This window comes from Streptococcus mitis ATCC 6249 (assembly GCF_000146585.1).
GTDB classification, from domain to species: Bacteria; Bacillota; Bacilli; order Lactobacillales; family Streptococcaceae; genus Streptococcus; species Streptococcus mitis_AZ.
Genome location: NZ_GL397179.1, coordinates 70692 through 96561, shown reverse-complemented (window position 1 = coordinate 96561; position 25870 = coordinate 70692). Strand labels below are relative to the sequence as shown.

The window sequence follows — 25870 nt, the reverse complement described above, 5'->3', positions numbered from 1 at the left end:
TATGAAATGAGCGAAAAAAATTTTAAAGATTTTCTGATTTAAGATAATTCATTCCAAATATCTGCTCTATTTTCTGAAAAACTGAGCCGAATTTACGCAATCGTTTCCCTAATATATTTTCCATTCAAGAAAAACAAACATTTTAAGTTCTTTCCTATATAAAGACTTTAACAAATGTTTGAAACCTTAAAATTTTTTTTAAAAACTTTTTAAAAAAGCTTGCAACCGTTTTCTATTTGTGCTATACTAGGCTCATAAAAGAAAACGTTTGCGTTTTCTAAATAAATTATACTGTTATTCTTTAGGAGGAATACACTATGTCATCTAAATTCATGAAGAGCGCTGCTGTGCTCGGAACTGCTACTCTTGCTAGCTTACTTTTGGTAGCTTGCGGAAGCAAAACTGCTGATAAAGCAGCTGATACAAGCTCATCTGAAGCTAAAGAAATCACTTTCTACGTTGAAGACCAATACAAAGCCTACGCTGAAAAAGTTGCTGCAGCTTATGAAAAAGAATCAGGTACAAAAGTTAACATCAAATCAGGTGACCAACTTGGTGGACTTGACAAACTTTCTCTTGACAACCAATCAGGTCAAGCTGCTGACGTTATGATGGCACCATACGACCGCGTAGGTAGCCTTGGTACTGACGGACAACTTTCAGAAGTTACTTTGAGCGACGGCGCTAAAACAGATGATAAGACTAAATCTCTTGTAACAGCTGCTGACGGTAAAGTTTACGGTGCTCCTGCCGTTATTGAGTCACTTGTTATGTACTACAACAAAGACTTGCTTAAAGAAGCTCCTAAAACATTTGCTGAATTAGAAGAACTTGCTAAAGACAGCAAATACGCTTTCGCTGGTGAAGATGGCAAAACTACTGCATTCCTAGCTGACTGGACAAACTTCTACTACGCATACGGACTACTTGCTGGTAACGGTGGTTACGTATTCGGACAAAACGGTAAAGACGCTAAAGACATTGGTCTTGCAAACGACGGTTCTATCACAGGTATCAACTACGCTAAATCTTGGTATGAAAAATGGCCTAAAGGTATGCAAGATACTGAAGGTGCTGCAAACTTGATCCAAACTCAATTCCAAGAAGGTAAAACGGCTGCTATCATCGACGGTCCTTGGAAAGCTCAAGCATTCAAAGATGCTAAAGTAAACTACGGTGTTGCTACTATTCCAACTCTTCCAAATGGTAAAGACTACACACCATTCGGTGGTGGTAAAGCTTGGATCATCCCATCAAGCACTAAGAACCTTGAAGCTGCACAAAAATTTGTAGACTTCCTTGTTTCAACTGAACAACAAAAAGCATTCTACGATGCAACTAACGAAATCCCAGCTAACACTGAAGCTCGTTCATACGCTGAAGGTAAAAACGATGAGTTGACAACAGCTGTTATCAAACAGTTCAAGAACGCTCAACCAATGCCAAACATTTCTCAAATGTCAGCAGTTTGGGATCCAGCTAAAACAATGCTCTTTGACGCTGTAAGTGGTAAAAAAGATGCTAAGACAGCTGCTAACGATGCTGTAACATTGATCAAAGAAACAATCAAACAAAAATTTGGTGAATAATTGAATTCGTTACAAGGGGGGGGAGAATACAAATCCCCCTTTGATTTTATAAATTTACGAATGATTGCAGTTGCCTATCTAGTGATTGGAGACAAACTTCAATCTCGTATCCTATGAAAGGAGTATTCATGGAAAACCAACAACCTAGCAAAGCAGCCTTGCTTTCAGTGATTCCTGGGTTAGGACAGATTTACAATAAACAAAAGGCCAAAGGTTTTATCTTCCTTGGTGTAACTATCGTATTTGTTCTTTATTTCCTAGCACTTGCTGCGCCGGAATTGCACAATTTGATCACTCTTGGTGACAAGCCAGGTCGTGATAATTCCCTCTTTATGCTGATTCGTGGTGCCTTCCATTTAATCTTTGTAGTCGTTTATGTGCTCTTTTATTTCTCAAATATTAAAGATGCACATACAATCGCAAAACGTATTAACAATGGAATTCCTGTCCCACGTACTTTTAAAGATATGATCAAAGGTATTTATGAGAATGGTTTCCCTTACCTTTTGATTATCCCATCTTACGTCGCTATGACATTTGCGATTATCTTCCCAGTTATCGTAACCTTGATGATCGCCTTTACCAACTATGACTTCCAACACTTGCCACCAAACAAATTGTTGGACTGGGTTGGTTTGACTAACTTTACAAACATCTGGAGCTTAAGTACCTTCCGTTCAGCCTTCGGTGCGGTTCTTTCTTGGACCATCATCTGGGCCTTGTCTGCTTCTACTTTGCAGATTGTGATTGGTATCTTCACCGCTATCATTGCTAACCAACCATTTATCAAAGGAAAACGTATCTTTGGTGTTATTTTCCTTCTTCCTTGGGCTGTTCCAGCCTTCATCACTATCTTGACATTCTCAAACATGTTTAACGATAGTGTCGGAGCGATCAACACTCAAGTCTTGCCTATCTTGGCTAAGGTTCTTCCTTTCCTTGACGGTGCTCTTATCCCTTGGAAAACAGACCCAACTTGGACGAAGATTGCCTTGATTATGATGCAAGGTTGGCTAGGATTCCCATACATCTACGTTTTGACTTTGGGTATCTTGCAGTCGATTCCTAACGACCTCTACGAAGCGGCTTATATCGATGGTGCCAATGCTTGGCAAAAATTCCGCAACATCACTTTCCCTATGATTTTGGCTGTTGCAGCACCAACATTGATCAGCCAATACACCTTCAACTTTAACAACTTCTCTATCATGTACCTCTTCAACGGCGGAGGTCCTGGTAGCGTTGGTGGTGGAGCCGGTTCAACTGATATCTTGATTTCATGGATTTATCGTTTGACAACAGGTACATCTCCTCAATACTCTATGGCGGCAGCTGTTACCTTGATCATCTCTATCATTGTCATCTCTATCTCTATGATCGCATTCAAGAAACTACACGCATTTGATATGGAGGACGTCTAAGATGAATAACTCAATCAAACTCAAACGTAGACTGACTCAAACCCTCACTTACCTCTACTTGATTGGTCTTTCAATCGTGATTATCTATCCACTTTTGATTACCATTATGTCAGCCTTCAAGACTGGTAACGTCGTAGCTTTTAAACTAGATGCTAACGTCGACTTTAGCTTTGCCAACTTCCAAGGGCTCTTCACTGAAACCTTGTACGGCACTTGGTACCTCAACACTTTGATTATCGCCTTGATTACAATGGCTGTTCAAACAAGTATCATCGTACTTGCTGGTTATGCCTACAGCCGTTACAACTTCTTGGCTCGTAAACAAAGTTTGGTCTTCTTCTTGATTATCCAAATGGTGCCAACTATGGCAGCCTTGACAGCCTTCTTCGTTATGGCACTTATGTTGAACGCCCTTAACCAAAGCTGGTTCCTCATCTTCCTCTACGTTGGTGGAGGTATCCCGATGAACGCTTGGTTGATGAAAGGCTACTTCGACACAGTACCAATGTCTCTAGACGAATCTGCAAAACTAGATGGTGCAGGACACTTCCGCCGCTTCTGGCAAATTGTTCTCCCACTTGTTCGCCCAATGATCGCTGTTCAAGCTCTCTGGGCATTCATGGGACCTTTCGGGGACTATATCCTCTCTAGTTTCTTGCTTCGTGAGAAAGAATACTTTACTGTTGCCGTTGGTCTCCAAACCTTCGTTAACAACGTGAAAAATATGAAGATTGCCTACTTCTCAGCAGGTGCTATCCTCATCGCCCTTCCAATCTGTATTCTCTTCTTCTTCCTACAAAAGAACTTTGTTTCAGGACTTACAAGTGGTGGCGACAAGGGATAATTTATCCCCGCCACCCTTTTTCATTTTAGATCTTGTTTCTAAAGTTAAAAGATTAGACACAAGACCGCAAATAGTAGCAAAATCAGCTTTTCAATAAGCAATTTATCTACTAGACTTGAAATAAAGTACATTTCTCTATATAATAATACTCATATAGAAAACACTTTTAGAAAGATGCCTATGCTTCCATATCCATTCTCGTATTTTACTAGTATCTGGGGATTTCGTAAGCCCCTGTCAAAACGTTTCGGACTTAACTGGTTTCAGCTTCTCTTTACCAGCATTTTCCTCATTAGCTTGTCTATGGTTCCAATTGCCATTCAAAATAGCTCACAGGAAACGTATCCACTGGATACCTTTATCGATAATGTCTACACACCACTGACAGATGAAGCGATCAGGGATTTGTCGGAGAATGCGCAGATAGTAGATGGAAGGCTGAACTACTCAGGTACTAAAAATCAGCAGCCTTCTCTTCTGATTGGTTCAAGTCCAAGTAAGGAATTGCCAAAGGACTTACAACTTCATTTTGATACGGAAGAACTCATCATCAGCAAGGAAAGCAAGGAACTGACTCGCATTCGCTACCACGCCATTCAAACGGAGAGTTTCCAGAGTAAGGAAGCTTTAACCCAGGCTATTTCTAAAGACTGGTACCAACAGAACCGTGTCTATATCAGTCTCTTTCTCGTCCTTGGTGCTAGCTTCCTCTTTGGATTGAATTTCTTCATTGTCTCTCTTGGAGCTAGTCTTCTCCTTTATATCACCAAAAAATCACGCCTCTTTTCATTTAGGACCTTTAAAGAGTGCTACCATTTTATCTTGAACTGTTTAGGATTACCAACTTTGATTACACTTATTTTGGGACTTTTTGGCCAAAATATGACAACCCTTATCACTGTACAAAACATTCTTTTTGTTCTTTATCTGGTCACCATCTTTTATAAAACACATTACCGCGATCCAGATTATCATAAATAGGAGATTTTTATGCCCGTTACGATTAAAGATGTGGCCAAGGCTGCAGGTGTCTCACCTTCAACTGTAACCCGCGTTATTCAAAACAAATCAACAATTAGTGATGAAACCAAAAAACGAGTTCGCAAGGCTATGAAGGAACTCAACTACCATCCCAATCTTAATGCTCGTAGCCTCGTTAGCAGCTATACTCAAGTTATCGGTTTGGTATTGCCTGACGACTCGGATGCCTTCTACCAAAATCCTTTCTTCCCATCTGTCCTACGAGGAATCGCCCAAGTCGCGTCTGAAAACCACTATGCTATCCAGATCGCAACTGGTAAAGATGAGAAGGAACGTCTCAAAGCTATCTCACAAATGGTCTATGGGAAACGTGTTGATGGCCTGATCTTCCTCTACGCTCAAGAGGAAGATCCACTGGTGAAGCTCGTAGCGGAAGAACAGTTTCCTTTCCTCATCCTCGGAAAATCCCTCTCACCCTTTATCCCACTTGTCGACAATGATAATGTCCAAGCCGGTTTTGATGCAACAGAGTATTTCATCAAAAAGGGATGCAGACGAATTGCCTTTATCGGAGGAACCAAGAAACTTTTCGTTACACAAGATCGTCTAAAAGGTTACGAATTGGCACTCAAACAACACCAACTTTCAATTGATACGAACCTGACCTACTTTGCAAATGAATTTCTAGAAGAAAAGGGGTATCAATTTAGTAAGCGCCTCTTCAAACACGATCCGCAGATTGATGCCATCATCACAACCGACAGCCTTCTAGCTGAAGGAGTTTGCGACTACATCAGTAAGCATCAGTTAACTGTTCCCGTCTTGAGTTTTGACTCTGTCAATCCTCGACTCGATCTAGTAGCCTATGTTGACATCAATAGTCTTGAACTTGGACGAACATCATTTGAAACGATTTTGCAGATTATCAATGACGCGAAAAATAATAGACAGATTTGTTACCGGCAGTTGATTGCCCACAAAATTATCGAAAAATAAAAACCAGCTCCAGAGCTGGTTTTTTCATATCTAATTATCTGTTTCTACAAATCGTCCTAGGATGTGGACATTTTCGGATACAGAGACGAAGGCTGTCGGATCGACTTGTTTCATAATGTGTTTAAAATCATTAAACTCTGCTCGTGTGATAACGGTAATCAAGACTGCTTTTCTCTCATGATTATAGGTTCCTTCTGCATCGTGGATCATGGTAGCGCCTCGGTGCAATTTTTTATGGATTTTTTCGATTACCTTGTCAGGGTTACTGGTCACAATCATGGCTTGCATCCGTTTTTGCTTGGTGAAGACCGCATCTGTCACACGACTGGATACAAAAATGGTAATCATGGAGTAGAGGGCGTATTTCCAACCAAAGGTCAACCCAGCAATCAACATGATAGTTCCATTGACCAAGAAGGAAATACTACCGACATTTTTCCCCGTTTTCTTGCGAATGGTCAGGCTGACAATATCTGTACCTCCACTGGAAATACTATTGCGCAAAGCAAAGCCGATTCCCAAGCCCATGACAACACCTCCAAAGAGAGCATTGATAATGGGATCCTCTGTCAGCGTCACAACGGGCACAAACTGGATAAAAAGAGAACTCATGGATACCGTGATAAAGGTAAAAACTGTAAATTTATGTCCAATCTGATACCAAGCCAAAATCATCAGTGGGATATTAATGGCATAAAAGGTTGCAGATACGGGTAGTTGGAGACCAAACCAATGAGTACTCAAACTGGAGATGATTTGCGCCAAACCTGTCGCACCACTCGAATAAACATGCCCTGGTTGGAAAAAGAAATTGACAGCAACTGCTGATAGAAAACCGTATACCAGAGAAGCAGAAATCTTCTCATCATATTTTTCCTTAGAGATGCCCTGCAAGACTCGTAACATCTTTATCTGATAAGCAAAGCGGCGCAGATAATAGCGCCACCGCTTAATTTGTTTCGCTTGTTTCATCTTCTTCTACTTGTAAGCTGAGTTCCTCTAGTTGTTTGAGAGCGACTGTTGATGGCGCTTGTGTCATTGGGTCGGTTGCCTTATTGTTCTTAGGAAAGGCAATGACTTCACGGATATTTTCTTCGCCTGCTAAGAGCATGACAAATCGGTCAAGCCCGATAGCCAAGCCACCGTGTGGTGGGAATCCATAGTCCATGGCTTCCAATAGGAAACCAAACTGGTCATTTGCTTCTTCGGCTGAGAAACCAAGAGCCTGGAACATGCGTTCTTGAAGGTCTTTTTGGTTGATACGAAGGCTACCACCACCCAGCTCGTAACCGTTCAAGACGATATCGTAAGCAATGGCACGAACCTTAGCCAAATCACCTTCTAGTTCGTGAGCTGTCTCTTCCTGTGGAAGGGTGAATGGATGGTGGGCGCTCATGTAACGACCTTCTTCTTCAGACCATTCAAACATCGGCCAGTCAACAACCCAGAGGAAGTTAAATTTGTCGCTGTCAATCAAGCCGAGCTCTTTAGCAATACGACCACGAAGGGCACCAAGGGTTGCATTCGCCACTTCAAGTGTATCCGCCACAAAGAGAACCAAATCCTTGTCTTCTAAACCAAGGGCATTTGTCAACTCTGCTTGAATGCCCGTCAAGAACTTAGCAACTGGTCCGTTCAATTCTCCATCCACAACCTTGACCCAAGCAAGACCTTTGGCACCGTACTGCTTGGCTACTTCGGTCATCTTGTCGATGTCTTTACGTGAATAGTTGTCCGCAGCTCCTTTGACTACAATGGCTTTAACTGCAGGAGCTTCTGAAAAGACCTTGAAGTCCACATCCTTAACCACTGCTGTCAAATCCTGAAGCAACATGTCAAAACGCGTATCTGGTTTGTCAGAACCATAAAGGGCCATAGCATCGTCATACTTCATACGAGGGAATGGAAGGGTTACTTCAATTCCTTTTGTTTCCCTCATCACGCGCGCAATCAAGCCTTCTGTGATGTCTTGGATTTCTTGCTCCGTAAGGAAGGAAGTTTCCAAGTCGACCTGGGTAAACTCAGGCTGACGGTCTCCACGTAAGTCCTCATCACGGAAACATTTAACGATTTGATAGTAACGGTCAAAACCAGCATTCATCAAGAGCTGTTTTGTAATCTGCGGACTTTGAGGAAGGGCGTAGAAATGTCCTTTATTGACACGAGATGGCACCAAATAGTCACGCGCTCCTTCTGGTGTTGACTTAGAAAGGAAGGGTGTTTCCACATCGATGAACTCTAACTCATCCAAGTAGTTGCGGATAGAATGGGTCACCTTAGCACGAAGTTTAAGATTTTCCAACATCTCTGGACGACGAAGGTCAAGGTAACGATAACGCAAACGTGTATCATCGTTTGCCTCAATCCCGTCTTTAATCTCAAATGGTGTTGTTTTAGCTGTATTCAGCACTGTAAGAGCTGTCACGTCCAACTCAACTGCACCCGTTGGCAATTTATCATTGGCTTGCTCACGCGCAGCGACTTGCCCAGTCACCTCGATGACAAACTCACTGCGAAGACTTTCAGCTGTTGCCATGACCTCTGCAGATACTTTTTCAGGGTTGATAACCAACTGCATGATTCCTTCACGGTCACGAAGATCGATAAAGATCAAACCGCCCAAGTCACGACGACGGGCAACCCATCCTTTCAAGGTGATTTCTTGTCCGATGTGTTCCTCACGAACACGACCAGCATACATACTACGTTTCATGTTTTCTCTCCTCTTTTATTCTGTTACTATTTTACCATAAAAGCGCAGGCTCTTCATGAAAATCAGCAGAAAAGTTTGATTGTCTTTAGGAATCAAAACAAACAGACAAAAAATCCGATGAAAACGTCATCGGATTCTCTGATTATGATTCTTAACCTTTTTTACGCTTTTCAGCAATTTCAGCTGCCTTTTTAGGTAGAACAATCTCCGTCGCATAAGCCGAAGCAAAACGCAAGACACCTGCAATAGGCGCAAAGACAACTGCTAGATAGTTGTAAAAGAAATCGCCTTTAAAGGCATAGGCAAGTGCCCCGATGATAAAGAAGAGAACGACTGCCTGTATCACTGCTAATAAAATTACTCGTTTCATGTGACCTCCTGACTCTATTATAGCATGAGTATCATCAAAAAGCCGATTAAATTATTCAAAGCGTGGAGAGAAATGCTGTAAAGAAGACCTTTTCGGCTTACATAAGCCAGTCCCAAACTCAATCCCAGACTAGCATAAACTAAAAACTGTTGCAAAGTCCCTGGAAAATGAATCAAGGCAAAAAGCACACTTGATACTAGGAGAAATAGAGCTGTCTGTTTGCTATTGTCCTGCTTAGGAAAGAGATAGCGCGCCACCATCCCTCTAAAGATGAGTTCTTCCGTCAGAGGAGCAAAGACTACCACCATAAAGAAACCAAAGACAGGCTGAGCCACTGTCAGTTGAGATACGATTTGTTGATTGACCGACGGATCGTCTGGTAAAAAGAACTGGGCTGTAATCGCCACTAGCAAAACCAGGGTAGGCAACCAGATATAACGATTAAAAGCAGTCGTCTGGATGCTAACCTTTTCTGTCTGATACCATCTGTAAACTCCATAAACATAGGCTCCTGATAGGGCAATATAAAGTGGCAAGACTCCAAAGATTGAAGCCCCTAGTCCAAGAGCTGATAAAGCCATACTCTGAACCAGACCATAGCCAAAGAAAAAAGATAGAACAGCTAGAAGAAACCAGCCAAGATTTTTAAGTATTTTCATAAAGATCTCCTATTTTCCTTTATAACTATTTTTCAATACGAAGAGACTAGCTAATCCTAGTAAAAGAATCCATGCTAGCAAAAGACCAAGACTTCTCAAAGATAACTCTCCACCACCTGCTTTTAACAGACTTACCAAAGGACCAATGAAAGAATAGTCCAACAGTTTTTGAGCAGTTGCATTTTGAATGGCAAGAACGGGCAAGAAAGAAAAAATCAGCATAGGAAAAATGCTATAGACTTGCGCCTTCGACTGAGTATCTGATACTGCACCGATAAAAATATTAAGAAAGATCATACTGATAGTTGCCAAAATCAGATAGAGACTATAGGCAAGCAAGTAGTTTGTCAAATCAACTTTAAGATATAGAGGGAGAACAACCATCGAAAAAAGCACCACTAGAAGAGGAAGAGCCATCATACTAAGAGTATACTCCGTTGCTGTCACACCACTTAGAATGAGTGATTTAAGATTGCGTTTTTCCTTATCCTCAGCCATCATAATCGATACCATATAACCACTTCCCATGCTCAAGACCATCGTCAAACTCGTAGAGAGGAGAAACATAGTCAGTTCTCCACTCTTGTTTAAGAATTCATTATATAGGATAGCAATACCAAAGGGCATTAATAAAGTCGCTAGTAAGGTTGAGTTGCTAATAAGAACTTGTAGTCTTAACCAAAGAAGGGCATTTAATTTTCTAAACATCTAACTTTTCTCCTGTCAATCTAATAAAGATTTCTTCTAAAGTCGGTTCACAAGAATGAACAGCTATCAGATCACTCGTATCCAGATGAGGTATTTCTTCAAAAGAGACCACTCGTTCGCGTCCATCTTGATAGCATAACCGAACCTTTTTATCCACATGGTATTTCTGGATAATCTCTTGTGGGCTACCATACTCAATCAAGTTCCCCTTATTTAAAAGAGAGAGGCGATCGCAAAGCAAGGTTGCTTCATTCATATCGTGGGTTGTTAAAAAGATAGTTGTCCCAGCCTGCTTCAATTCTTGTAAGAGAGCATGAATCGATTTTGAGGTGGTAGGATCAAGACCACTTGTTGGCTCATCTAGAAAGAGGATTTTGGGAGCATTTAGAAGAGCACGGGCCAAGAACATCCGTTGTTTCATACCTGTGGATAGTTTTTCTGCGATAATGTTTTTGGCATCTGATAACCCAACTTGATCAAGTACTGTATCTACTCTAGAAGCTTTAAGACCATATAATTTTGCATAAATGAGCAGATTTTTATAGAGGCTCATTTTTTCATAAAAACCACTGCCATCACTAACAATCCCGATTTGTTCCAAATCATTTGAAGTTAAATTTCGAGAGGACTTTCCTAGGAGAACGGTCTCACCCTGATCTGCAGCTAACTGACCCGTCAAAACATTGATCATAGTTGTTTTACCTGAACCTGAAGGTCCTAGGAAGCCAAAAATTTCACCTTCTTGAATCTCAAAAGAAATATGATTCAGAGCTTTCTTGCCTCCAAAACTTTTGCTTACATTTTCAACACGAATCATAGGAACTCCTTTATTTGAAATAACGTTTTACCATAGATAATTGCATCACATTGATATAAATATGGATCGCTCCTACAAGCAAAAAAGCTAGTAACTGAATCTCTCCTGTCAATAAAGAAAAGATAGCAATCAAAAATAGAGACCTGGTAAGACATACTGATTTAATTGGAATAAAATTCGAAAACTTTGTTCCAAATTAGCCTGACGCTCCCCTTCATCATAGGAGTTTACGTAGTCCAAGACATCCTTTGGTGTAGAGAAGAATTCCAAATCAAACTGACGAACGATCGCAATGGTATTATAGAGATATTTTTGAGCATTGAAAACCAACACTAATGCCAAAAAAGAAAGAGATAAGGTCAGGTGGCTTACATTTAGTACAATTACTTCACTTCCTGAAATGAATAGAGCCAAAAAAATCGCTACGCTTGCACTATTAAAAGCAATAGTTCCAAACTCTAGATTACGACACATTTGTACATAATAGGTTTCATTCAGATCATCATCCATTTCCTCTTGATACAAGGAGTGAAATTTTCTGCTTTTCTTTAAGAAATCGAAAGTCAAAAACATACTAATGAAACCTAATAGTAAACAAATAGCTGATAGCCATGGAATCACGGTTTTGACATCTAAAATGCTTCCATAGTTTTCGGTATAGGCCTTAAACATCCCTGCAAACATGCCCAAGAAGCCTCCCAAGATAACAGCCATTAAAAACAACAATCCACGTTTCTTTTTCATATTCATCCTCTTTCTAAACTAATCCAACCAACCACTGACCAAATGCTTTTCCTGATTCAAAAATAGAGGTCAAGCCTTCTGTTCCAAGTGAAACCAAAATCAAACAAACAGCAAGTAAGAGAATAGCTTGATTTCTTGCTTTTTTGCTCCATCTCCCAAGGGTTCATTCCCAAGCCAACCTGCTAGATAGGCATAGAGAGTTACTGTTATAATCCCAATCTCTGTCGAAGAGAGAAATAACAAGACTGTCACCAAACGAACGATATTGGCTTGAATGTTAAAATAATTTGCTAAACCTGCACAAACACCGGCAAGTTCTTTGTGTTCAGTATCGACTTGAAAACCCGCTAAAAACTCTTTCATATTCATTCTCCTTTTTCACTTGCTAAATTTTTTGATTTCTTTTCAATCCAGTCAACTACTGGGATGAGAGCAAAGTAAACCCAAATAAATTGGTCACTTTGATAGGAACTAAACCAGCCTAATTCTATCCTAATCAATAGAAACACACTGACTAATAGAACTATGGCAACTACATAATAAATCACTTTATACTTGTTCATTCCTCATCCTCCTCTATACGAAATACCGACTCGACTGGTTCATTAAATATCTGCGAAATCTTCAGGGCGATCACAACCGACGGGGTATATTCATCCCTCTCTAGCAGACTGATGGTTTGTCGAGAGACCCCTGCCAGCTTGGCCAGTTCCGTTTGATTGAGACCATCGCGAGCCCGAAGCTCTTTTAAACGATTTTTAAGCATTCCTTTCTCCTTTTCTCTTAATTTGATTTCATTGTAACACATCTTTTTCTTTTTGACAAGTATGTTTGTCAAAAAGTTTATGATTTTTGTCATTTTGCAAAAGAAAAAGGTCAGGAGTAAGGTCCTGACCAGTTTTTCTACTATTAAAAGCCTAATTTTTCAAAGATTTCTGAGAAGTTTTGGCTGATAGCATCAAGTGACACTTGAACTTCTTCTCGAGTTTGGTTGTTCTTAACCGTCACTTGTCCGCTTTCGACTTCACTCTCTCCTAGGGTGATGAGTGTTTTAGCCGCAAAGACATCGGCTGACTTGAACTGAGCTTTGAGTTTACGGTTGAGGTAATCACGCTCTGCTTTGAAACCTTGTTGGCGAAGGGCTTGTACTAGTTGTAGGGCTTTGACATTTGCTCCTTCGCCTAAGACTGCGATATAAACATCTAGGGCATTTTCGATAGGGAGGGCCACACCTTGCTTTTCAAGAATGAGAAGCAGGCGCTCTACACCAAGTCCAAAACCAAAGCCAGCAGTCTCAGGGCCACCAAAGTAAGCAACCAAACCATCGTAGCGACCACCCGCACAGACCGTCAAGTTATTGCCCTCAATCTCAGTGATAAACTCGAAAATCGTGTGGTTGTAGTAGTCCAAACCACGCACCATATTGGTATCGATGATATAGTCTACACCCAGATTTTCCAACATCTGACGGACGGCATCAAAATGAGCTTGGCTTTCTTCATCAAGGAAGTCCAAGATAGAAGGTGCATTCTCTACTGCTACCTTGTCTTCTTTTTCTTTAGAGTCCAAGACACGGAGAGGATTTTCCTCCAAACGACGTTGGCTATCCTTAGACAAGGTCTCCTTGAGCGGTGTCAAATAGTCAATCAAGGCTTGACGGTAGGCCGCACGGCTCTCAGGATTTCCAAGAGTGTTGAGGTGCAATTTGACACCTTGGATGCCGATTTCTTTCAGGAAGTGGGCTGCCATCGCGATGGTTTCCACATCGGTAGCTGGATTGCTAGAGCCAAAACACTCAACACCGATCTGGTGGAACTGGCGCAAACGACCTGCTTGCGGACGCTCATAACGGAACATAGGTCCCATGTAATAGAACTTACTTGGCTTTTGCACTTCTGGAGCAAAGAGTTTATTTTCCACATAGGAACGGACAACGGGCGCAGTTCCTTCTGGACGAAGGGTGATATGGCGATCACCCTTGTCATAGAAATCGTACATTTCCTTGGTTACAATATCGGTTGTATCTCCGACAGAGCGACTGATAACCTCGTAATGCTCAAAAATAGGCGTACGCACTTCCGCATAGTTATAGCGCTTGAAAATTTCACGGGCAAAGCCCTCAACATACTGCCATTTAGCAGACTCGGCAGGTAAAACATCCTGCGTTCCTTTTGGTTTTTGTAATTTCATAGGGAATCCTCTTTAAACTTAATAGTCTTATTTTACCATAAATAGAGGGATTAAAACAGTGAGAAAAAATTAGGATTCAAATATCATTTTTGAGATTAAGAGTTGTCAAAAGGATAGCCAGCAAAGAAAGACCAACAAATAATATCCAAGTCAACTGCATATTCCATACGGCTACAAGTGAAAAACAAGCTGTTCCCACAGGTATGGATAAGGTAAATAATAAACCTAAAAAATTACTGGTACGAGCTAAAACCTCTGGAGCTAGATTTTTCATGAGCATGGCACTAATCTTTGGTTGAACTTTACCAGACACATACAGAGTTAAAAATAGAAATAGCAAACCAAGCACGACTTGATTGAATACGTTAGCCAGACCAATTAGACTGAGCCCTACGGTAGCCCACATCATCAATCTAGGCAAGGACTGCTTCCCAAAATAATCATTGCCCGTAAGGCTACTAATGATGATTGCTAACAAAACACAGACTTGATTGATAAATAGTGTCTCTGTGTAAGAAAAATTCAAGAGAGAATGGCTCAAAAAGAAGATATTGTAGATACCTCCTAAGGAACCACCCAAGGCATTGATAAGCAAGACAGCAAAGATCATGAATCCAAAGTTTTTCTGTCCACCTTTAAGAAAAACGAGACGTAAATTTCGGTAAATTGTTAGGAACTGGTCTTTGATAGAAAGCTTCTCATTTTTTAGGTTTTCACCATCAGCAGATGACATTGACAGACTCAATTTGCTTTTTCCTAAAAAGAGAATAAAGGCTGATACTAGGAAAAAGCAGGCATTGATTCCCGCAACGAGGGAAAAATTGTTAACCGATAGCCCTAAAAGCCAGACTCCGAAAGCTTGACCACCAATAGCTGAAATATAGGTGATAAACTGGGAAAAAGAATAAGCCTCCATCAAATCATTTTCAGCTACCTTTTCCTTAATGAGAGGCATGCGCAAACCACCAGCAAAATCACTGATGATATCACTAATCACATTGATCAAACACAGGCTAGAAAAGGCAAATAAACTAGCTTGCTGGACAACTAAAGCTGCTAGAAAAAATAAAACCGCCTGAAACAAACCGCTATAGACCATCCATTTGACCTTGTCCCTCGTGTAATCTGCCCGAATCCCTACAAAAACTGTAAAGAGAGTCGGAAGAATCATCACAATATTTGCTACAGCAACCGCAAAAGATGCTTGTGGCAAGGTCGATGCATAGACGATAAATACCAGGTTAAAAATCGAAGCACCAAAAGCATTGAAGAATCGTGACAAAGTCAACAGTCGATAAGCTTGATTTCTGAACAATAGTTTCATAGATAATCTCCCTTCTTGTTCTAATCCCTATATGAAGTATGACTATAGTATAGCACTTAGAAATTTAAGAGGGAGAACTTTTGAATATATGCAACAAATAAAAAAACGATAGAACTTCTTTAATGGCCTGAGAGAGATCAGGAGTTCTATCGCTTCAAATTTTAAATCATCTTCTTGGTTTACGGATATTCAACAATCAGGCGTGTTTCTATAGTATTCGGCAGATTTGTTACAGCCAAGCATCTCAAAAATATGGACAGCATCCTCCATCTTTTTTTGTCCTTCCTTAACTCTACCTTGCTTGCTATCAAGGAGACCTTCCGCCCACAAATAGACAATTCGGAAATAGGTCTCGTTTTCCTTGTAGAAATGCTCTTCGATAACACGTTTAAAATAATAGGCATTGGTAAATTCTTCACACTCAATACTGGCTAAAAAACCATTCAATAGCATAGTGTGAAAAATGTTTCGATTACCAGACATTTTCATTAGAAAATCAGATTTTCGGACCATTTCTCGTACATATCTAGTAAAAAGAGGAACAGATAAGAGTGGGGAACTAACTGAGAACAAATTGAGTTCATAGTTTCCCCAAATCTCGGTAGAAAACAGGTAATCATGAAGGACTTCCCCTTCCTCTGTTGTCAACTCTACCGTTTCATCCATGCTCTTCATATAAGACTTGATCATAATGGCATTTAGAATATGTTTCTGTTTGTTTTGAGAATGGGCATACTTTTGATACTCCTTGCGATACAAGTCCTCGAGAGGTGCTATGTTCTTTGGATCCAAGATATCTGTGATTTCTTTTCTCAACTCAGAATCTGTATCATAGTGAAAACCTCTCGCCAGAAAGAGGATTTCCTCTACACTGGCAGATATATTTTCTAGGGCAAACAGAAACTTTTCCACCGAAAGTTCACTCTGACCTGTTTCAAATCGGGACAACATAGACGGCGAAAATTGTCCCCCAGTTGCTTGTCTCAGCGAGATATTTCTTGACTCTCGTAATTGTCTAAAGACTTTTCCAATCTGCTCCATAGACTTCCCCTTGATTCCGTATTTTCTTCATTTTATCATATTTTTCAGAAAATTCATCAAAAACTTGCCAAATTGTCAGAATTATGAGAAAATAGAGGATATTTATCACGTGGAGGGACGTAATGAGAGACGATATCAAAATCAATGACCGCGCTTTGGCCTTACAAGACCAAATTATCGAAAAACTAGAGAAGGTTTTTGATACAGATGTGGAATTGGATGTTTACAATCTAGGATTGATTTATGAAATCAATCTGGATGAAACGGGTCTCTGTAAGATTGTCATGACCTTCACCGACACTGCCTGTGATTGCGCTGAAAGCTTACCTATCGAAATCGTCGCAGGTCTGAAACAAATCGAGGGTATCGAAGATGTCAAGGTTGAAGTTACCTGGTCGCCTGCCTGGAAGATTACACGAATCAGTCGCTACGGACGTATTGCCCTTGGACTGCCACCTCGTTAAGCAGGCAAATCACTTTTGAAGATAAAAAGAAGCAAGCCGAAGATGGCTTGCTTTTTGATACTCAATGAAAATCAAAGAGCAAACTAGGAAACTAGCCGCAGGCTGTACTTGAGTACGGCAAGGCGACGTTGACGTGGTTTGAATTTGATTTTTGAAGAGTATGAGTTTATTTTTTACCTGACTTATCCATATTCCAGAAGTCTGTCACGGCTCCGCGAGAAGCGGATGATACGATGTGGGCATATTTACCAAGGACACCACGGCTGTAAAGTGGTGGCAAGGTTGTTTCTGCCTTGCGTTTTTCAAGTTCTTCTTCGGATACGGCCATGGAAATTTCTTTGGTATCTTGGTCGACCGTAACGATATCGCCTGTACGGAGGTAGGCAATCGGTCCACCATCCTGAGCTTCAGGAGCGATATGTCCGACAACCAGACCATATGTACCACCAGAGAAACGGCCATCCGTCAAGAGGGCAACCTTGTCTCCTTGACCTTTACCAACGATCATGGATGAAAGGGACAGCATCTCAGGCATACCAGGACCACCCTTAGGTCCAACGAAACGAACAACGACAACATCGCCATCAACGATTTCATCTGTCAGAACGGCCTGAATAGCATCTTCTTCTGAGTCAAATACTTTAGCTGGTCCAACGTGACGACGAACTTTAACACCTGATACTTTAGCAACCGCGCCATCAGGGGCAAGGTTCCCGTTCAAGATAATCAATGGTCCGTCTGCACGTTTTGGATTTTCCAGTGGCATGATGACTTTTTGACCTGGTGTGAGGTCTGCAAAGTCGGCTAAGTTTTCAGCGACTGTCTTACCAGTACATGTGATACGGTCTCCGTGAAGGAAGCCATTCGCCAAGAGATATTTCATAACCGCTGGAACCCCACCGACTTCGTAGAGATCTTGGAAGACATACTGACCAGATGGTTTCAAGTCAGCCAAGTGAGGCACACGCTCTTGGATTGTATTGAAGTCCTCAAGTGACAAGTCAACATTAGCAGCATGGGCAATGGCAAGCAAGTGAAGAGTGGCGTTTGTAGAACCACCGAGTGCCATTGTCACAGTAATAGCATCTTCAAAGGCTTCACGAGTCAAGATATCTGAAGGTTTGAGACCGAGCTCCAACATCTTAACAACAGCACGTCCTGCTGCTTGGATGTCTTCTTTCTTGTCAGCTGATTCAGCCGGGTGAGAGGAAGATCCTGGCAAACTCATACCGAGAACTTCGATAGCAGTCGCCATGGTATTAGCCGTATACATACCACCACAGCCACCAGGTCCAGGGCAGGCATTACATTCGAGACGCTTCACGTCCTCAGCTGTCATGTCACCGTGGTTCCACTTACCGATTCCTTCAAATACCGAAACCAAGTCGATGTCTTTGCCATCAAGATTTCCAGGCGCAATGGTTCCCCCATAAGCGAAAATAGCCGGGATATCCATATTGGCAATGGCAATCATAGAACCAGGCATGTTCTTGTCACAGCCACCGATAGCAACGAAGGCATCGACGTTGTGACCACCCATCGCCGCCTCGATAGAGTCCGCAATGATATCACGAGATGTCAAAGAGAAACGCATACCAGGCGTTCCCATGGCAATCCCGTCCGCTACGGTAATGGTTCCAAACTGTACAGGCCAAGCACCTGCAGATTTGACACCTTCTTTAGCCAATTTCCCAAAATCATGCAAGTGAATGTTACATGGTGTATTTTCCGCCCAAGTCGAAATCACTCCCACAATCGGTGTTTCAAAGTCCTTATCTGTCATACCAGTCGCACGAAGCATGGCACGGTTTGGTGATTTAACCATGCTGTCATAAACGCTACTGCGGTGACGTGTATCTAATTCTGTCATTTGTTCCCTCCCATTTCAGTTTTTACCATTATAGCATAATTTCCGCATGAAGAACAGAATAAAATTCTTGAATTTTCAGAAAATTTCGATTACTAACTCCTAATTTTTTCATCTTTTTTTGTCAAGTAACTTTACTTTACAAAAAAAATGTGTTATTCTAATATGGTTGATGAAAATCACTAGATTGAATCGAATTTAAATACCTAAAGGAGAAATCAAAATGGCAGTACCTGCACGTCGCACGTCAAAAGCGAAGAAAAACAAACGTCGTACACACTACAAAGTAACAGCTCCATCTGTAAACTTTGACGAAACTACTGGAGATTACTCACGTTCTCACCGCGTATCACTTAAAGGATACTACAAAGGACGTAAGATCGCTAAAGCTGCATCAGCTGAATAATAGAAGGGAGATACCATGCGCGTAAATATTACACTTGAACACAAAGAATCTGGTGAACGCTTGTACCTTACTTCTAAAAACAAACGTAACACTCCAGACCGTCTTCAATTGAAGAAATACTCACCAAAACTTCGCAAACACGTTGTGTTTACAGAGGTTAAATAAGCATAACTCAAAACGCCTTACTGGGCGTTTTTTGCTTTATTGGCTGGCAGTCTATAGCTTTTCAGGAGAGATTTATGGCATTTTATCTTTGGATGTTTCCTCTACTTTTTATCTTTCACGATATGGAAGAAATTATCGGTCTTGTCCCTTGGATTCATTTCAACGAAACCTTGCTGGCCCAAAAGGCGCCAACTATTCTCAAAATCCACAAAGGAGTTACAACAGAGGGATTTGCCCTCGCTGTTTTTGAGGAATTCATCCTTGTCTTATCCATCACTTTCTTAGCGTATTTTACTCAATCTAGAGTTTTCGAATTAATTTGGTTAGGGGGATTTGTGGCCTTTGCACTTCATCTCTTGCTCCATATCGGACAATCAATCCTTCTTCGCAAGTATATCCCTGCTCTGATTACTTCTACCATTTGTTTTCCTGTCAGTGCTTATTTGATTACAGACATCGTGCATTTGTGGCAAGTTTCGACTAGCGAATTTTTCCTATTTTCACTGGTCGGTTCAGGAATCGTCATCACCAATCTCCTCTTTGCTCTTTGGCTTGGGAAAAAGTATTCCAGCTGGCTTGTTCACAAAAACGAATAAAATCCCCTGCAAATCTACATTGCAGAGGATTTATTTTTATTCTTGTACTTCTTTCTGCGCAGCCTTTCCTTGGTCTAGAAGGGCTTGGACGATTTTTTCATCGCGGAGTTTAACAGAATCGTTGATCATTTCTGCAGACTTGACGATGGTTGTTTCTAGTTGAGCACGTTTCTGGCGTCCCAACTCAATGGCAGCAACGATACCTTGGTTTTGAGCGACTAGACTTTCAGCAAGTTTGGTAACGGATTCAACAGCTACTGTTGGACTTTGAGCAATTCGTTCCATCTGCGGAATCACTTCCTTGCTGGTTTCAGCTAGCATCTGAAGAGCAGCATTGTTGGCATTGACAATGGCATCTGCCACGACACCTGATTTCATCGATTGTTGCAAAATACCAAGTTGAGCAATCGAAAGCTTCATGGTTGGAATGGTATTGCGACGAAGCATGCCCAATTTTTGGCGCATGTCCGATGAAACTTTGACGAGATTACGCATTTGTGGAGTCGTCGTCCAAGCTACGTAAAGGCGGCCAACATACTCTGTATGTTGTTGTTCAAGGGTATTGACCACTTCTGCCATACGAGCTAATTCTTGGGCCTTGGTTTGATATTCTACCGTACTTGTATCTAGTTGATCAACTTGAGCCTTCAATTCTGCAGCGCGATTCCCAGCTTCTGCCTGACTAGCCTCGATAAAGGAAATGACTCCCACTAGATTCTCAATGGATTTGGTATTGTCCTCAATCAGCATTTCAGCAGAAACAATATTTCGCGCCAGCACATCTTCTTGCTTGACCACAGCAGCAGCCATACCATCTAGCTTTTGCTCAACTGTTTTTGAGTCAAAATAAAATTCTTGCAGACTGTTCTGACTTTTTTTAAACAATTTTTGCAAAAAGTTTGGCTTTTCTTCCAATTCTGCAATTTCAGCATTTTTGTATTTGGCTACAAAACCTTGGAGTTCACGGTTGGTATTTTTCAGCAAGTCATCCACCTGCGGAATTTGCAGTTTCTTCTGCTCGGTCAAGATACGGTTAACGGTACCATTGACACCTTCCACCGCTGATTGACCAAAGTCCAAGAGAGCATTTTGGTCTGTGACAAACTGATCTACCAACTGAGGCACGCGCCCCTTAATCTGCTCTTGTTGCTCAGGACTTAGCTTTTCAAGAAAAGTGATCGTCTGGGCTGAGCCTGTATTAGTCTCGATGATTTCGGTTGTCTTGTCCACTTTGGCCACTGTATTATTAGCAATCTGATCAATATCAAAATTAAATTCTGTCATGGTTACTCCTTTGTGTCTACCCTATTCTTTGCGATCTTTTCCTAAGATACGCAGGCTAATATCAAAATCGCGCATATCTGTTTCATTGAGCTCTCTCAAAACTTGGTCTAGCTCAAGGTCAAATTGTTCGATAGCTGCTTTAGCTTGCTCCAAGCGTTCTTCCGCCCGATTATAATTTTTGGGATTTGCCTTAATCTTTAAATAGCCCTCTAAAATCGTTTGGAATTTCTCCATTTTTAAACTATGGATGGCCGTCAGCTCTTCTTTGGCTCCAACATCCGATGACTCGATTTTGTCGAGAATCGCTTGATGGTCCGCAGCAATATTTGCCAAGGTCTGGGACAATTCAGGCGCCAATTCTTCGGGCTCCTTATTTTCGATGTCTACCAGACTCTCTCTTTCTAGTCGCTCTAGCTGGACGTCTATGGTCGCCCTTACTGAACGAACCTTTTTATCAATGCGACTATAAACAGCTTCGTCAATATAAGATTTTAAACGATTGGCTTCCTGATGAATTTCTTGAAGTTCAATCAAGACCTGATTAGCTAGGCTTTTATAGGCTGCTAATCCTTTTTCAGACAAGGTCTCTTCTAACTGCTGGATATCTTTATCGGCCTGACGAATCCGCGCTTTTAAAAGCTCAATCTGATCTTCCAAAGAACGATCCTTCAAGAGAGGATAACGCCAACGCTTATAGACTAGATAAGCCCCGAAACCTATCAAGCCACAAATTGCCAAAGGCAGAGCTACCTGAACCAAGAGACCCAGCAAAAACAAGCCACCCCAGAAATAAAGGCATCCTTTCAATAATACATTACCCGATTTCATAAACATTCCTTATCTTAAGTTTATAAATCTATTTTAGCACAAAAGCAAAAAATGAGGGCAGAAAAGTCGCCTAAAACCACTGATTTCTTTATACCAGAGCTAGAAAGATTCTCAGTGAATAAAAGCACTCCTTCCGACATTGTCCAAACCCAGAAATCAACCTTTTAAGACAAAGCAAAAAGCCCACTCTTGTAGGCTTTCTGTAAGATATTTCTTAAAATTAAAGCATTTTGTTGTAGAATTCAACGACAAGTGCTTCGTTGATTTCTGGGTTGATTTCGTCGCGTTCTGGCAAGCGAGTCAATGAACCTTCCAATTTTTCAGCGTCGAATGATACGAATGCTGGACGTCCAAGAGTAGCTTCTACTGCTTCAAGAATTGCTGGAACTTTCAATGATTTTTCACGAACTGAGATCACTTGACCTGGAGTTACGCGGTATGATGGGATATCAACGCGTTTTCCGTCAACAAGGATGTGACCGTGGTTTACGAATTGACGAGCTTGACGACGAGTAGTCGCAAGACCAAGACGGTAAACAACGTTATCCAAACGACGCTCCAAAAGAAGCATGAAGTTGAAACCTAGGATTCCGCCTTTGATTTTTGTAGCTTGTACGAACAAGTTACGGAATTGTTTTTCACCTACACCGTAAGTGAAACGAAGTTTTTGTTTTTCAGCCAATTGCAAACCGTATTCTGACAATTTAGAACGGTTGTTTGGTCCGTGTTGTCCTGGTACGTAGTTACGACGTGCCAATTCTTTACCTGTACCTGTAAGTGAAAGGCCAAGGCGACGAGCTTGTTTCCAAGATGGTCCTGTATAACGTGACATGTGTATGTCCTCCTGATATAAATAATATTTCGGTGGAAATAGTCACTTAGAAAGCCCTGATTCGTGCAGATGCCCTTCGCCTAAACAGCCAAGGTTACTTGTCATAAGACACCTGTTGACGAGCTTCATGCTTTCCTGCTGCTATTTCACACAAAGGCTATTGTACCATGAAAAGCTAGATTTGTAAAGGGATTTATCAGTTGAACTAAATTATTTTAATATTACAGTGTCAACAAACAGCACTCCCTCTATCTTTCTAAGTGGTTTTTTAGAATAAAAATAGAGTGAGGAACATCTGAAAAGACTTGACTTAAAAATTCTAGATGTTGCTTGTCTTCACTATCCAAAGATACAGTATGTTTTACATTTACAGTGCCATCATTATTCTCAATAATTTGATGACCAAAAAGAATATCACCAACTGGAGTTGCCGTTTTATCCCAAAATTCTTCAAGAGGTTTTACAAGCGTGAGCTGATATTCCATAGGGGGCATTCCTTCGAGTTCCATAGTTCCGTATGAACCCGTCTCAAATCCACCTTTTAATGTAATATTTTTTAAATCTTCTTCCCAATCATACCACTTTTCAATATTTTCATAGTAGGCCCATACATCTTCTTTTGATGCTCTTATGTTTAAACTAAAACTAAATTCCATTTTGACACTCCTTTTAATATAAGTGTACTTATTATAAAACAACTTATAATGTTTGTCAAATGATTTTTCATCATAGCATTAGCATTTCTTCTAAATGGGCTACCTGCTTTGGTTCTGCTTTTCATACTGATAAAATGGGATAAGAACGATGTCTTGGTCGTATGGCTTGATATTCGCTCTCTTATTTAGCCATTTAGGCAATAGTGCAATTCCTTTCCCGTTTTCAACTAAGCTGATAATATTCTTAAAAGAATCAATTTCTACAACTGATTTTAAATGAGTAAACTTCATTAAGCTTTGTTCTCTAAAAGGGCAATTTTTATCTTTATTAACGAATATAGGCATTTCCTCAGTAGCCTTTATATTGCTCGAACAAGCATAAACTGACTCGATATGCCCGATAATCTCATCATAATGCTTTAAATGTTCAATTTTTTGAAAGCAAAAAATTTTATCAAAGTCTTCCTGATGAGCAATGATTGGTATATCCGAAGTTTTTTGGATATTGATCTCACTTTTATTCAAATCAATTGTTTGTGAATTATTAATATCGTGATTAAATAACAATTCTGAAATTAAGATGGATATTTTCGAGGTTTCACATTTCTTTTTTAATTTCTCTAAATTGTTAGAAGTTTCCTTACAAAATTGATAAAATAAGTCTCCACTTTCTGTCGGGACTAAACCATTATATTTTCTGTAAAATAATTTCGTATCTAATTCAGTTTCAAGCACTTTCAATCTAGCGCTGAGATTAGATTGTGCATATTGTAAGATCTTTGAACTTTTGTTTATTGAGCTTGTCTCATAGATCGTCACAAAAATGCTCATATCATTAAAATTCATTTAAAACACCTTATCACTTTTTGTGATAATTATATCATTTTTAAGTATTATTCAACATGATAAAAATCATTTATACTGTCAATAGTTCATTAGAAAAGGGGTACTGCTATGCAAGCAATGCAATATACTATAAAATTGCCATCAGATTATGATATGGATATCATTAGACAACGTGTCCGAAATACAGGTCATTTAATGGATGGATTCGACGATTTGTTTTTCAAAGTTTATTTAATCTCTGAAAAATCTGAAGGCCAATTATTTAACAGTTACTGTCCGCTATATATTTGGAAAAATACCAACGGAATGACAAAATTTATATTTGATGGTTACTTTGATCATATTTTAAATTCGTTTGGCTGGCAAAGTATTGAAATCGGAATAACTTCATCAGTCGAAATATCTGATCATTTTAACTCAAGTAAATATGCTACATTAGAAGTCATTGATATAGAAGCATCTGAAAGTTTAAAATCCTTTGCCATTTACGAGCAAATACAAACCAACGAAAGTGGCAAAGTTGTTATTTTCAATCCTGATAAATGGAAAAAATGTATTTTTACTTTTTATATCAATAAACCCAATACACAACTACCAACATTTGAAATTTTGCATATTTCACAATAAGTAGCATATGATAAGTAATAGGGAAATGCCTGAGTAAACAATTTTTCATTTTTTTGCACACTATGATAGTATACTTGCTCTTCCCAAAATTGTATGACCTTTACTGTCATCGGCTAAATGAAAAAATCGTTACGACATGTAACGATTTTTTGGCTATGATATTAACTCAATTCCGTGATAATAGCTTTCAGTTGCTCCTTAGTATGAACACCAGCCCCGTATAAATTTGACACCCCCCTAGTGTCAGATTTTAAATCACCTGATTTATCAACCATTCTAGCAACTGTGTCATCTTGTAAGAGACCAAGGTAAATTCGATTAGCTAGATTTCCTGATTTACTTGTAGATTGTTGAACCTCATGAATTAATCCATACTCTGTGAGTTGCTTCTTAATTCTTAATAGGGTAGATTTTGAACAGTTAAGGATCTTCATCAAATTAGAGTTAGAATATACCAAAAAGATACTTCCATCTTCATCAATCCAATTATTCTTGAAAGAAAGATCTAGTCTATCTTTAAGCATAGCATAAGCGACTTTTGCATCTGACCTCATATCTTCATAAATAGGATTTTCAAACAAAACCTTTGGTAAGGTATAAAAGCGATCAGATGTCTGATAATGGCTGGCACTAATAAACTGAATTTGTCTCATCAATTACACCTCTTTCAGTCTAAAGTCACCGTTCACGTTAAATCCTATCAATCCAAAGGTCTCAAGTTCTTCTATACTTGCTATTATTTCTTTTCGTGTTGAACCTGTTTCCTTCATCAAAAACTGGATTATCATCTCTCTTGAAATTCTCTCCTTACTTTTTCGTCTCATAATTTTACCTCCCAAAACACAAAAAAGAGCTAACAGAATTTTCCGTTAACTCAATATTTTCTATTTACCTCAAAACAC

At 40.1% G+C, this 25870-nt stretch carries 29 protein-coding genes and 2 pseudogenes; 10 read left to right on the top strand and 21 right to left on the bottom strand.

Annotated elements, in window-relative coordinates; all coding sequences use genetic code 11:
- The first annotated feature begins 317 nt into the window (after window positions 1-317).
- From HMPREF8571_RS02540 to HMPREF8571_RS02520, 5 genes are all read left to right on the top strand, one after another.
- On the top strand, window positions 318-1589 hold the full coding sequence (locus HMPREF8571_RS02540) for an extracellular solute-binding protein (RefSeq protein ID WP_000095460.1): 1272 nt from the start codon (window positions 318-320) through the stop codon (window positions 1587-1589).
- A 128-nt stretch (window positions 1590-1717) separates the two neighbouring features.
- Entirely contained in the window at window positions 1718-3010 is a 1293-nt protein-coding gene (locus tag HMPREF8571_RS02535; RefSeq protein ID WP_000431414.1) for a carbohydrate ABC transporter permease, read from the top strand.
- Between the two features lies 1 nt (window position 3011).
- On the top strand, window positions 3012-3854 hold the full coding sequence (locus HMPREF8571_RS02530; RefSeq protein WP_001065655.1) for a sugar ABC transporter permease: 843 nt from the start codon (window positions 3012-3014) through the stop codon (window positions 3852-3854).
- 180 nt (window positions 3855-4034) lie between these two features.
- Window positions 4035-4835 carry a DUF1189 domain-containing protein gene (locus tag HMPREF8571_RS02525; RefSeq protein ID WP_000938263.1) on the top strand — a complete coding sequence of 267 codons (801 nt, stop codon included), beginning with the start codon at window positions 4035-4037 and terminating at the stop codon, window positions 4833-4835.
- Between the two features lie 9 nt (window positions 4836-4844).
- Window positions 4845-5831 carry a LacI family DNA-binding transcriptional regulator gene (locus HMPREF8571_RS02520; protein ID WP_001145425.1) on the top strand — a complete coding sequence of 329 codons (987 nt, stop codon included), beginning with the start codon at window positions 4845-4847 and terminating at the stop codon, window positions 5829-5831.
- Between the two features lie 30 nt (window positions 5832-5861).
- Here HMPREF8571_RS02520 and HMPREF8571_RS02515 read toward each other — a convergent pair whose 3' ends face one another.
- From HMPREF8571_RS02515 to HMPREF8571_RS02460, 13 genes and pseudogenes are all read right to left on the bottom strand, one after another.
- Window positions 5862-6803: a YitT family protein gene (locus HMPREF8571_RS02515; protein ID WP_000806273.1), complete on the bottom strand. Its 942-nt coding sequence runs from the start codon at window positions 6801-6803 to the stop codon at window positions 5862-5864.
- Window positions 6781-8544 carry an aspartate--tRNA ligase gene (aspS, locus tag HMPREF8571_RS02510; RefSeq protein ID WP_000830862.1) on the bottom strand — a complete coding sequence of 588 codons (1764 nt, stop codon included), beginning with the start codon at window positions 8542-8544 and terminating at the stop codon, window positions 6781-6783. Before aspS ends, HMPREF8571_RS02515 begins: the two co-directional genes overlap by 23 nt.
- A 151-nt stretch (window positions 8545-8695) precedes the next feature.
- Complete coding sequence (locus tag HMPREF8571_RS02505) at window positions 8696-8914, bottom strand: hypothetical protein (RefSeq protein ID WP_000832176.1); 219 nt, start codon at window positions 8912-8914, stop codon at window positions 8696-8698.
- Window positions 8915-8931: 17 nt separating this feature from the next.
- Entirely contained in the window at window positions 8932-9573 is a 642-nt protein-coding gene (locus HMPREF8571_RS02500; RefSeq protein ID WP_000698075.1) for a CPBP family intramembrane glutamic endopeptidase, read from the bottom strand.
- Window positions 9574-9582: 9 nt separating this feature from the next.
- Complete coding sequence (locus tag HMPREF8571_RS02495) at window positions 9583-10281, bottom strand: ABC transporter permease (RefSeq protein ID WP_000488850.1); 699 nt, start codon at window positions 10279-10281, stop codon at window positions 9583-9585.
- Entirely contained in the window at window positions 10274-11098 is an 825-nt protein-coding gene (locus HMPREF8571_RS02490) for an ABC transporter ATP-binding protein (RefSeq protein ID WP_000621668.1), read from the bottom strand. The genes HMPREF8571_RS02495 and HMPREF8571_RS02490 overlap by 8 nt, the downstream gene beginning before the upstream one ends.
- A gap of 10 nt (window positions 11099-11108) precedes the next feature.
- Window positions 11109-11842, bottom strand: a pseudogene (locus HMPREF8571_RS02485) (DUF3169 family protein).
- Window positions 11843-11855: 13 nt separating this feature from the next.
- Window positions 11856-12205, bottom strand: a pseudogene (locus tag HMPREF8571_RS02480) (PspC domain-containing protein).
- A 2-nt stretch (window positions 12206-12207) separates the two neighbouring features.
- Entirely contained in the window at window positions 12208-12405 is a 198-nt protein-coding gene (locus HMPREF8571_RS02475) for a hypothetical protein (RefSeq protein ID WP_001046140.1), read from the bottom strand.
- Complete coding sequence (locus HMPREF8571_RS0101800; RefSeq protein ID WP_000916948.1) at window positions 12402-12608, bottom strand: helix-turn-helix transcriptional regulator; 207 nt, start codon at window positions 12606-12608, stop codon at window positions 12402-12404. Before HMPREF8571_RS0101800 ends, HMPREF8571_RS02475 begins: the two co-directional genes overlap by 4 nt.
- 143 nt (window positions 12609-12751) lie before the next feature.
- Window positions 12752-14032: a histidine--tRNA ligase gene (hisS, locus tag HMPREF8571_RS02470; RefSeq protein WP_000775915.1), complete on the bottom strand. Its 1281-nt coding sequence runs from the start codon at window positions 14030-14032 to the stop codon at window positions 12752-12754.
- Window positions 14033-14108: 76 nt separating this feature from the next.
- Complete coding sequence (locus HMPREF8571_RS02465; RefSeq protein WP_000770642.1) at window positions 14109-15356, bottom strand: hypothetical protein; 1248 nt, start codon at window positions 15354-15356, stop codon at window positions 14109-14111.
- Between the two features lie 189 nt (window positions 15357-15545).
- Complete coding sequence (locus HMPREF8571_RS02460; RefSeq protein WP_000434949.1) at window positions 15546-16397, bottom strand: helix-turn-helix domain-containing protein; 852 nt, start codon at window positions 16395-16397, stop codon at window positions 15546-15548.
- 122 nt (window positions 16398-16519) lie between these two features.
- Here HMPREF8571_RS02460 and HMPREF8571_RS02455 point away from each other — a divergent pair, with 122 nt between their 5' ends.
- Window positions 16520-16861 carry a metal-sulfur cluster assembly factor gene (locus tag HMPREF8571_RS02455; protein ID WP_001204052.1) on the top strand — a complete coding sequence of 114 codons (342 nt, stop codon included), beginning with the start codon at window positions 16520-16522 and terminating at the stop codon, window positions 16859-16861.
- Window positions 16862-17027: 166 nt separating this feature from the next.
- On the opposite strand, the gene ilvD is transcribed toward HMPREF8571_RS02455, so the two are convergent.
- Window positions 17028-18731, bottom strand: a complete 1704-nt coding sequence (ilvD, locus tag HMPREF8571_RS02450) for a dihydroxy-acid dehydratase (RefSeq protein WP_000137381.1) — start codon at window positions 18729-18731, stop codon at window positions 17028-17030.
- A gap of 220 nt (window positions 18732-18951) precedes the next feature.
- On the opposite strand from ilvD, the gene rpmF reads away from it, so the two are divergent.
- The 3 genes from rpmF (at window position 18952) to HMPREF8571_RS02435 (ending at window position 19895) form a co-directional block, all read left to right on the top strand.
- Window positions 18952-19134, top strand: coding sequence for a 50S ribosomal protein L32 (gene rpmF / locus HMPREF8571_RS02445; RefSeq protein ID WP_000290417.1), 183 nt, complete (start codon window positions 18952-18954; stop codon window positions 19132-19134).
- Window positions 19135-19149: 15 nt separating this feature from the next.
- Complete coding sequence (gene rpmG / locus HMPREF8571_RS02440) at window positions 19150-19299, top strand: 50S ribosomal protein L33 (RefSeq protein ID WP_001265622.1); 150 nt, start codon at window positions 19150-19152, stop codon at window positions 19297-19299.
- A gap of 74 nt (window positions 19300-19373) precedes the next feature.
- The gene (locus tag HMPREF8571_RS02435; RefSeq protein ID WP_000896444.1) at window positions 19374-19895 is read left to right on the top strand and encodes an HXXEE domain-containing protein; all 522 of its coding nucleotides are present in this window, start codon (window positions 19374-19376) and stop codon (window positions 19893-19895) included.
- Window positions 19896-19931: 36 nt separating this feature from the next.
- Here the strand turns inward: HMPREF8571_RS02435 and HMPREF8571_RS02430 are convergent, their stop codons facing one another.
- The 5 genes from HMPREF8571_RS02430 to HMPREF8571_RS02410 form a co-directional block, all read right to left on the bottom strand.
- Window positions 19932-21179 carry a toxic anion resistance protein gene (locus HMPREF8571_RS02430; RefSeq protein WP_000134327.1) on the bottom strand — a complete coding sequence of 416 codons (1248 nt, stop codon included), beginning with the start codon at window positions 21177-21179 and terminating at the stop codon, window positions 19932-19934.
- 21 nt (window positions 21180-21200) lie between these two features.
- Entirely contained in the window at window positions 21201-22007 is an 807-nt protein-coding gene (locus HMPREF8571_RS02425) for a hypothetical protein (RefSeq protein ID WP_000835004.1), read from the bottom strand.
- A 220-nt stretch (window positions 22008-22227) separates the two neighbouring features.
- Complete coding sequence (gene rpsD / locus HMPREF8571_RS02420; protein WP_000092756.1) at window positions 22228-22839, bottom strand: 30S ribosomal protein S4; 612 nt, start codon at window positions 22837-22839, stop codon at window positions 22228-22230.
- Window positions 22840-23087: 248 nt separating this feature from the next.
- A complete protein-coding gene (locus tag HMPREF8571_RS02415) occupies window positions 23088-23495 on the bottom strand; it encodes a hypothetical protein (protein WP_000395827.1) in 408 nt (135 codons plus the stop codon).
- A 99-nt stretch (window positions 23496-23594) separates the two neighbouring features.
- Entirely contained in the window at window positions 23595-24341 is a 747-nt protein-coding gene (locus HMPREF8571_RS02410) for a LysR family transcriptional regulator (protein WP_001010304.1), read from the bottom strand.
- Between the two features lie 108 nt (window positions 24342-24449).
- On the opposite strand from HMPREF8571_RS02410, the gene HMPREF8571_RS02405 reads away from it, so the two are divergent.
- Window positions 24450-24968 (top strand): DUF4865 family protein, encoded by a 519-nt coding sequence (locus HMPREF8571_RS02405; protein ID WP_001148705.1) that lies wholly within the window; start codon window positions 24450-24452, stop codon window positions 24966-24968.
- A gap of 161 nt (window positions 24969-25129) precedes the next feature.
- Here the strand turns inward: HMPREF8571_RS02405 and HMPREF8571_RS02400 are convergent, their stop codons facing one another.
- Window positions 25130-25621 (bottom strand): replication initiator protein A, encoded by a 492-nt coding sequence (locus HMPREF8571_RS02400; RefSeq protein WP_001248998.1) that lies wholly within the window; start codon window positions 25619-25621, stop codon window positions 25130-25132.
- A 3-nt stretch (window positions 25622-25624) separates the two neighbouring features.
- Window positions 25625-25792 carry a hypothetical protein gene (locus tag HMPREF8571_RS11385; RefSeq protein ID WP_001253216.1) on the bottom strand — a complete coding sequence of 56 codons (168 nt, stop codon included), beginning with the start codon at window positions 25790-25792 and terminating at the stop codon, window positions 25625-25627.
- Window positions 25793-25870 lie beyond the last annotated feature (78 nt).